The organism is Oerskovia merdavium (assembly GCF_014836755.1).
GTDB lineage: Bacteria > Actinomycetota > Actinomycetes > Actinomycetales > Cellulomonadaceae > Oerskovia > Oerskovia merdavium.
In genome coordinates this window covers 77,534-84,181 of record NZ_JACSQF010000019.1, presented here as the reverse complement: position 1 = coordinate 84,181, position 6,648 = coordinate 77,534, and the positions used below count along the sequence as shown (strand labels likewise).

Below are 6,648 nucleotides of genomic sequence, written 5' to 3'. Positions count from 1 at the left end.
CCGAGATCACCGCAGCAGCCCTCGTCCTGCTCCACCTTCAACGAGGAACCGCCAAATCAGCCTGGTGAGAACACCTCAAAGTTGTTGCAACGAATCTTGAATCGGGCGAACGAGGTGCCAAGACCGTAACTCGTGTCTGGGTCCATCAGGACGTCCTGTTCGAATTTGAGATTAACGGTCAGCAGATTGTAACAACCGAGGATCATCCGTTTTGGTCGGCGGCAGAGGGGCGATGGGAGGGGCCGCAGGACCTCGACTTGGGCGAGGGCGTGCTCGACGCGGGAAGTGGTGTTCTCACCGTCACGCGTGAGCTCGATCTTGCTTCGGCCCGACTGGAGTCTGCATACAACCTGACAGTCGCCGACTGGCACACCTACCATGTTGGTTGCCGACGATGTTCTCGTCCACAACACGGGCTACGTCCCGGCGCCAAAGGACCTGCCTGGTTTCCCGGGTGCGCGAAGGGCGTCGCCGATGACGCCGATCACCGGGGGTGGCGGATTGAGAAAGCGCTGGACCTGGGAGAAGTTCATCCTCGAGTGGGATTCCCAGCATGGAACGGTTGAGAAGTACAACAAGAGAGGGCACCACATGTGCGAGTTCGACCCGCTTACGGGCGAAGAGACGAAGCCAGCAGTTCCCGGGCGGACGTGCAAGATCTGATGTGGTACCTGGAGGGTTATGGGCGCGAGTCGAAAGAAATTGTTTTGGAGGTGCAGTTGCCATTGCTGGATACTGTGACAATCGGTGCGGCCCTAGGCAACCCCGAAGAGCTGCTGGGTGCAATGTGGAAAGTGGATTCTGGTGTGCGAGAAGTGTTGAGCGGTCTTGTTGAGGAGGACGTTCTGCGTCGCGATGACCTGGACTTCTTTGTTGTCTTCCTCTCGGAATGATGAATTCTCGAACTAGACTATTCCGCTCGCGGTACTCGAGGTCCTGATTGAAGGCCCGGATCCTCACGTCCGCACGATGGGGGTCGATCTCGGGCTGCTGCGTGTGGGCGCAAACTGCAAGATGGCGTCGGGCGGGGTCGTGTCAGGGCTCCGGCAAAGTTGGGTCTGCTGCACGGATAGGTGACAGTGGTTCTCAGGCGGCGAGTGCTACCTGAGTGGTCATGATGGTCTCGTACTCGATCGGGGTCAATCGTCCGAGTCGTTGCTGTCGGCGTCGTCGAAAAGGGAGAGACTGACCTGCCACACTGACTTCGGCGATCACGATCTGGCCGGTTAGGCGTGGATGCATCGTGCGTTGGCGACGGCCGCGTGCGGTGTGACACGAGAGTGAACAGGGGGGTGCAGGATGACACCGGCGCATGAGGCGGTCGAGCACGGGGACCTTCTCCGCCTTCGAGACCTGTTGGACGGTGGAGTCGACGTCGAGGAGATCGAAGGTGGCCTGACGCTGCTGCAGCATGCGATCGACGTCGAGCTGGACGGACATGTTCAAAGCGGAGAGCCGCTACAGGTCAACGTCACGGCCTACCTGCTCGCTCGGGGCGCCGATCCACTCGCCTCGTCCCTTGCACCTGGTGGATCGGCACTTCACATGGCGCGACTGGGTGGACACTGGCTCGCGGTTGCGCTGATCGAGTCGACCACGAAGCGCCGACACTGACGAGCATCTCCGACGATGTGGCGGCAGGTTCTCAGTTGCTGAGTCCGCCCAATCAGGGAACGGGGGGATATCGGAGTTCGCGATTGCGAGTGGCGGTGCCAGGCGATTCCAGCAAGTTCGCCCGGCGCTCGACCCATTGTTCCCATTTGGGTTCCAACCTGGAGGGCTCGCTGAAACTGCGAGCGCGTGCGATGTGGCTCCTGGTGAATACTCTCATGTCGGGGTGAGTGTTGCGGTGCCGACCCTGCGAGACGCGTCGCTCAGGTGCTGGTGAATGAACGCGCGGATGGGTCGCCTTGCGTGATTGTTGCTATTACGCCACGTGAGTTTGAGAGGGAGGAGGATCTGGTCATGGCAGAAGTCGGCCACGGGGAGTGGGTGGACTGGGCGGTCCGATCTTCCCTGAATGTGCTCATCTCCGAGCTAGGAGCGTCTCCTCGGACCTCAGCCCTGATTCGTCTCGAGGCGACGGCCTTGGATGAGCGTCGCTCGGAGGCGCTCGCAGTGTTAGTGGGCATGCAAGCCGACTAGGTGTACCCTGTCATGACGTTGGCGCTCGTTCCGGTCGTCACGTGGGAAGGCCGGCGGGCTTGGTGGGGATGTCGAAGACCTCACAACCCGCAGGGCCTCGTATGCCACGCTAGTGCGGTAAGAAGACGCGACATAAATCGATGTATCAGTTGATGGTAATTGCCGTGAGCTCGCGCCCACGAAGGCTGGTAGACGCCAGCTTTGTCAGTGAGATGTGCAGCAAGTGGGAACTCTTCAACCTGCGAAATCCGAGTCGTGAGAAGTTGGATTTCTACGTCGGTAATGGTGACGGCCGTCTCTATGTGGAGATTGATCTGTGGGAGGATCTCTTAAACTGGTACGCCGACGGCGTGGCCAAGACTCTCTTCGTTGACCGTGCCCGTCCCAACGTGATTGTATCCTGGACGGCTTCAGGGCGAGATCCGGACCTTTCTTCGATGGTGGCAATCACTGAGACTCTGGTTGATGACCCCGCTTTCGTCATATATGACGAGGCAGGGGGTGTGCGCAATTCATGGTGAGGCTGCTAGCCCCTGGACAAGCCGGACACGCGTCCGCCTGTGTCGGGGACTCGTGCTGCGCCTCGACTCGTCCGTGGCAGCGCTCTTCGCACAGGCACGACGAGGTCGTGCTCAGCCTTCTCGTGGCCGGGGGCGTTACGCTGCTGCGGTGCCGGGGCTCAGGTTTCTGCCGCTCGTTCGCCGACGGCAGGTCCCGGTCGCCCGAGCATGAGGGTGCTGCGCCCGGTCCTCGTCTGCCGGCGCCAGCGCGGAGAGCGTGAGACCACTTTGGTGGGGGAAGGGCTCGGGGCTTTGGGCGTGAATCTGGTCGCGCGAGGGCCGAAGCCGCTTCGGATGGGAAGCCTCTAGGAGTCCAGAAACTCGCGGGTTTCCGCATGGTGGTGCATATTCTCGTCAGCGGGCTAGAATTGTCAATGGGATCTGAGGGAATAATATGATTTTCCAGCGCGCTGATGTGGACCTGGTGATGGATCGACTCTATGGAGCTTGTGTGGCCAGGTTTACTTTTGGGCTCGTGGTCGTGTCTGCGCCCGCTAGCACCGATGCGCACAGTGATTGGGATCCGAGCGTGCAGCCACTTCACGCCGGTCCGGATTCTCTCTACATATCGATCCAACCGGCAGTGGGCGGAATGGTGAGTATTGCGTGCGTAGAAGGCCCGTACGTACCCGAGGGGGTTGGCCGGATGTACACCGGAGACCTCGTCCTTCCAGGTGCAAGCCTAGCCATCTATGATCCAGATGGGGCTGTCGACCTTCGTCTACCCGTTGCGAGAGAGCGAAACACCGTTGACGTGTATGGGGACGATGCGGAGGAATCGTCACAGCTCTGGATCGTACTCACGGAGATGCAGTGATCTTAGTCCGCGCGAGCCGAGGAGCGGCGTTTCAGAATCTGCACCGTTTTCTCCATCTACTTGCGGTTCCGTGGTAACTGGTGTCGGCCGGTGCCTCTGCCGGTCCGCGTTGAGCAGGCACCTGTCCGGGCAGAACTCCTGAAGTGGGCGGATGTCGGAACGGTCGATAGTGAAGAAGGCGTGATCTCGGGGCTCTATCGAGAGGAGTTAGGGGAGATGGTGCCCGCTCACGGACTCTCCTGGTTCTGTATGCGCCGTTGGTCTCTGCTCCAGCCATCACTTCTTGTCGGAGTCTTGATCCGCCCTGCGAGTTCAGCCCGACTGGACCGTGGACTCTGTACCTGTACAGGTGGTGCCTGCTCGCTCCCCGGCAGGACGGAGCCTTCGGCGAAGGCACGTCGATGCCCTTGTGCCGGCGTCGAGGCACGGCGTCAGTGCCGCAGTGTCGAGGCAGCGGGAGTCCAGTCGTATGGCCGCTAGCCTTGCAACCCATGTCTGAAGACTCGGGAGACGGGCACTTGTCGCTCGTTCGTTTCGATGCGCTGAGCGAGACGACGTGTCGGGCTCTCGCCGCATCCGGGTGGAGCCCCGGACGGGCTGTCGACGTCGATCGATGGGTGGGCCCGCTGGAGGGCGAGGGCTATCGGGTGCACCCGATAGCCGAGGAGGTCCTCCGGAGGCTGGGGGGCTGTCGATCGAACCCGTCAACCGGGCTGGGCCGAACTTCATGAACGACGAGCCGTACAGCTTCGACCCGTTCGGGGCCGGCCTCGGCCAACGTGCACTGGCCACGGAGCTGGAGAGTGTCCTCGGCGGACGGTACTTCCCGATCGGCGAGTGGCTCAGCCATTCCGGTGTGTTCGTCGAATCTCGGGGAAGAGTGGTCGCCGCCGGGATGGGGTGGATCTGGGAGCTCGGGTCGAGTGTCGAGGAGTCGTTCGAGCTGGCCGTGACGGCAGACCGGCCGCTGCCCTGCCTGTACTCCGATCCCGGCCTGGGTCCTTGGCCGACGGGGGCGGGGGCTGAGGGTGCTGGCCAGTCTGAGGAGCGTGCACGATGACGGTGTGGACGCGGTGAGCGTGCGGGTCGACGACCAGCCGGACGTGGTCCGACGATGAGGAGGAAGGGGTCACCGCCGCTCGTTCCCTCGACGGAAGTTCCCGGTGGCCCGTGCCAGCAGGTGCTGCGTCCGGTCCTCGTCAGCGGTCTCCAGTGCAGCGATCAGCCGGTCGGCCCGGGCACCGGAGATCGTCGCGACCAGCCGACCCCCGCGGTAGGCGTGGACGGAGCCAGACGCCGTGACACGGTGGTCGAACGGGGAGTCGACGAGTCGCCCGCGTGCGTCGGGCGGGCCAGATCTGCTCATGCGGCGACCGTAGCCAAGGGCGCACAGACCACGCCAGGTGATTGACGCCGTCGGGCCGGGGTAGCGGGCGCGGGGCCACCCGCCTCGCGTCCCGGACCCTCATTCGCATGGACGACATCCGTCCACGATGCGTGCCTTGCGGCGGATCCTTTGCCGTACCGATACCGTGCAGCCATCCGAGCAAGGAGGTCAGCATGCGCATCGGCGTGCCCAGAGAGACCCGTCCCGGCGAGCGGCTCGTCGCCGCGACGCCCCGGACCGTGGCCCAGCTCGTGGGCCTGGGGTACGACGTCGTGGTCGAGCGCGGCGCCGGTGAGCGCGCGAGCTACCCCGACGAGGCGTACGTGGAGGCGGGCGCGAGCCTGGGCGACGCGGCGCAGGTGTGGGGAGCCGACGTCGTCACGGCCGTCAACAGCCCGTCGGCCGAGCAGGTAGCGTCGCTGACGGCAGGTCAGACGCTCATCGCGATGCTGGCCCCGGGCTCGAACGAGACGCTCGTCCAGCAGCTCGCGGACCACGGTGTCACGGCGCTGGCCCTCGACGCCGTGCCGCGCATCTCGCGCGCCCAGTCGCTCGACGTGCTCAGCGCGATGTCGAACGTCGCGGGCTACCGCGCCGTGGTCGAGTCGGCCGAGGAGTACGGCGGCATGTTCGCCGGCCAGGTCACCGCGGCCGGCAAGACGGCCCCAGCGTCCGTGTTCGTGATCGGTGCGGGCGTCGCGGGTCTCGCGGCGATCGGCACGGCCGCTAGCCTCGGCGCGCAGGTGCGGGCGTTCGACGTGCGTCCCGAGGTCGGTGAGCAGATCGAGTCGATGGGCGCCGAGTTCGTCCAGGCTGAGGGCGCGCGCCAGGAGGTCAGCACCGACGGCTACGCGAGCGCGCTGACCGCCGAGCAGGAGCGCCGCACCGCGGAGATGTACGCGGCGGAGAGCGCGCGCGCCGACATCGTCATCACCACGGCGCTCGTGCGGGGACGCGCCCCGCGCACCATCAGCGCCGAGATGGTCGCCGCGATGCGGCCCGGCAGCGTGATCGTGGACCTCGCGGCCTCGGGCGGCGGGAACTGCGAGCTCACGGTGCCGGGGGAGCGCGTCGTCACGGACAACGGCGTCGTGATCCTGGGCTACACGGACCTCACGAGCCGCATGCCCAAGCACACGTCGCAGCTCGTGGGTACGAACATCGTCAACCTGCTCAAGCTCCTGACTCCCGGCAAGGACGGACAGGTCGTGCTCGACCTGGACGACGAGGTGCTGCGTGGCATGACGGTCGCGCGCGCGGGCGAGGTCCTGTGGCCGCCGCCCCCGGTCGCCGTCTCGGCCGCGGCCCCCGCGGCCCCGGCAGCGCCCGTGGTCGACGAGGCCCTGGCCGCGCTCGACGCCGCGACGGCCCTCGACGAGGCCCGACGGCGCGGTACCCGCCGGGCGGTCGGGTACGCCCTGGCCGCGGTGCTGGCCGCGCTGGCCATCACGTTCTCGCCGCCCGCGTTCGTGGGGCACTTCACGGTGTTCGCGCTCGCGGTGGTCGTGGGCTACTACGTCATCTCCAACGTGAGCCACTCGCTGCACACCCCTCTCATGGCCCAGACGAACGCGATCTCCGGGATCATCCTGGTCGGCGCGCTCCTGCAGATCGGCGACTCGAGCTGGGTCGTCACGTCGATCGCCTTCGTGGCGGCGGCGTTGGCCTCCATCAACATCTTCGGTGGGTTCCTCGTGGCCTACCGCATGATCGGCATGTTCCGGAAGGAGGCCTGACCC

The 6,648-nt window shown here is 64.9% G+C and carries 8 protein-coding genes and 1 pseudogene; 7 read left to right on the top strand and 2 right to left on the bottom strand.

What is annotated here, in order from left to right:
• Window positions 1–89: 89 nt before the first annotated feature.
• The 3 genes and pseudogenes from H9641_RS20940 to H9641_RS16425 all read left to right on the top strand — a co-directional run.
• Window positions 90–383 (top strand): annotated as a pseudogene (locus tag H9641_RS20940) (polymorphic toxin-type HINT domain-containing protein); the annotation flags it as partial.
• Window positions 379–663 carry a colicin E3/pyocin S6 family cytotoxin gene (locus tag H9641_RS16430; protein WP_191805507.1) on the top strand — a complete coding sequence of 95 codons (285 nt, stop codon included), beginning with the start codon at window positions 379–381 and terminating at the stop codon, window positions 661–663. The pseudogene H9641_RS20940 and the gene H9641_RS16430, both read left to right, overlap by 5 nt.
• Window positions 663–893, top strand: coding sequence for a hypothetical protein (locus H9641_RS16425; RefSeq protein WP_191805506.1), 231 nt, complete (start codon window positions 663–665; stop codon window positions 891–893). The genes H9641_RS16430 and H9641_RS16425 overlap by 1 nt, the downstream gene beginning before the upstream one ends.
• 193 nt (window positions 894–1,086) lie before the next feature.
• Here the strand turns inward: H9641_RS16425 and H9641_RS16420 are convergent, their stop codons facing one another.
• Window positions 1,087–1,440, bottom strand: coding sequence for a hypothetical protein (locus H9641_RS16420; protein ID WP_191805505.1), 354 nt, complete (start codon window positions 1,438–1,440; stop codon window positions 1,087–1,089).
• An 869-nt stretch (window positions 1,441–2,309) separates the two neighbouring features.
• On the opposite strand from H9641_RS16420, the gene H9641_RS16415 reads away from it, so the two are divergent.
• The 3 genes from H9641_RS16415 (at window position 2,310) to H9641_RS16405 (ending at window position 4,582) form a co-directional block, all read left to right on the top strand.
• Window positions 2,310–2,666 (top strand): hypothetical protein, encoded by a 357-nt coding sequence (locus tag H9641_RS16415; protein ID WP_191805504.1) that lies wholly within the window; start codon window positions 2,310–2,312, stop codon window positions 2,664–2,666.
• A 1,257-nt stretch (window positions 2,667–3,923) separates the two neighbouring features.
• Window positions 3,924–4,253 carry an SUKH-3 domain-containing protein gene (locus H9641_RS20935; protein ID WP_404821961.1) on the top strand — a complete coding sequence of 110 codons (330 nt, stop codon included), beginning with the start codon at window positions 3,924–3,926 and terminating at the stop codon, window positions 4,251–4,253.
• Window positions 4,250–4,582, top strand: coding sequence for a hypothetical protein (locus tag H9641_RS16405; protein ID WP_191805502.1), 333 nt, complete (start codon window positions 4,250–4,252; stop codon window positions 4,580–4,582). The genes H9641_RS20935 and H9641_RS16405 overlap by 4 nt, the downstream gene beginning before the upstream one ends.
• Before the next feature lie 69 nt (window positions 4,583–4,651).
• Here the strand turns inward: H9641_RS16405 and H9641_RS16400 are convergent, their stop codons facing one another.
• Entirely contained in the window at window positions 4,652–4,888 is a 237-nt protein-coding gene (locus H9641_RS16400) for a hypothetical protein (protein WP_191805501.1), read from the bottom strand.
• Window positions 4,889–5,082: 194 nt separating this feature from the next.
• On the opposite strand from H9641_RS16400, the gene H9641_RS16395 reads away from it, so the two are divergent.
• A complete protein-coding gene (locus H9641_RS16395; RefSeq protein ID WP_191805500.1) occupies window positions 5,083–6,645 on the top strand; it encodes a Re/Si-specific NAD(P)(+) transhydrogenase subunit alpha in 1,563 nt (520 codons plus the stop codon).
• The last annotated feature ends 3 nt before the right edge of the window (window positions 6,646–6,648 follow it).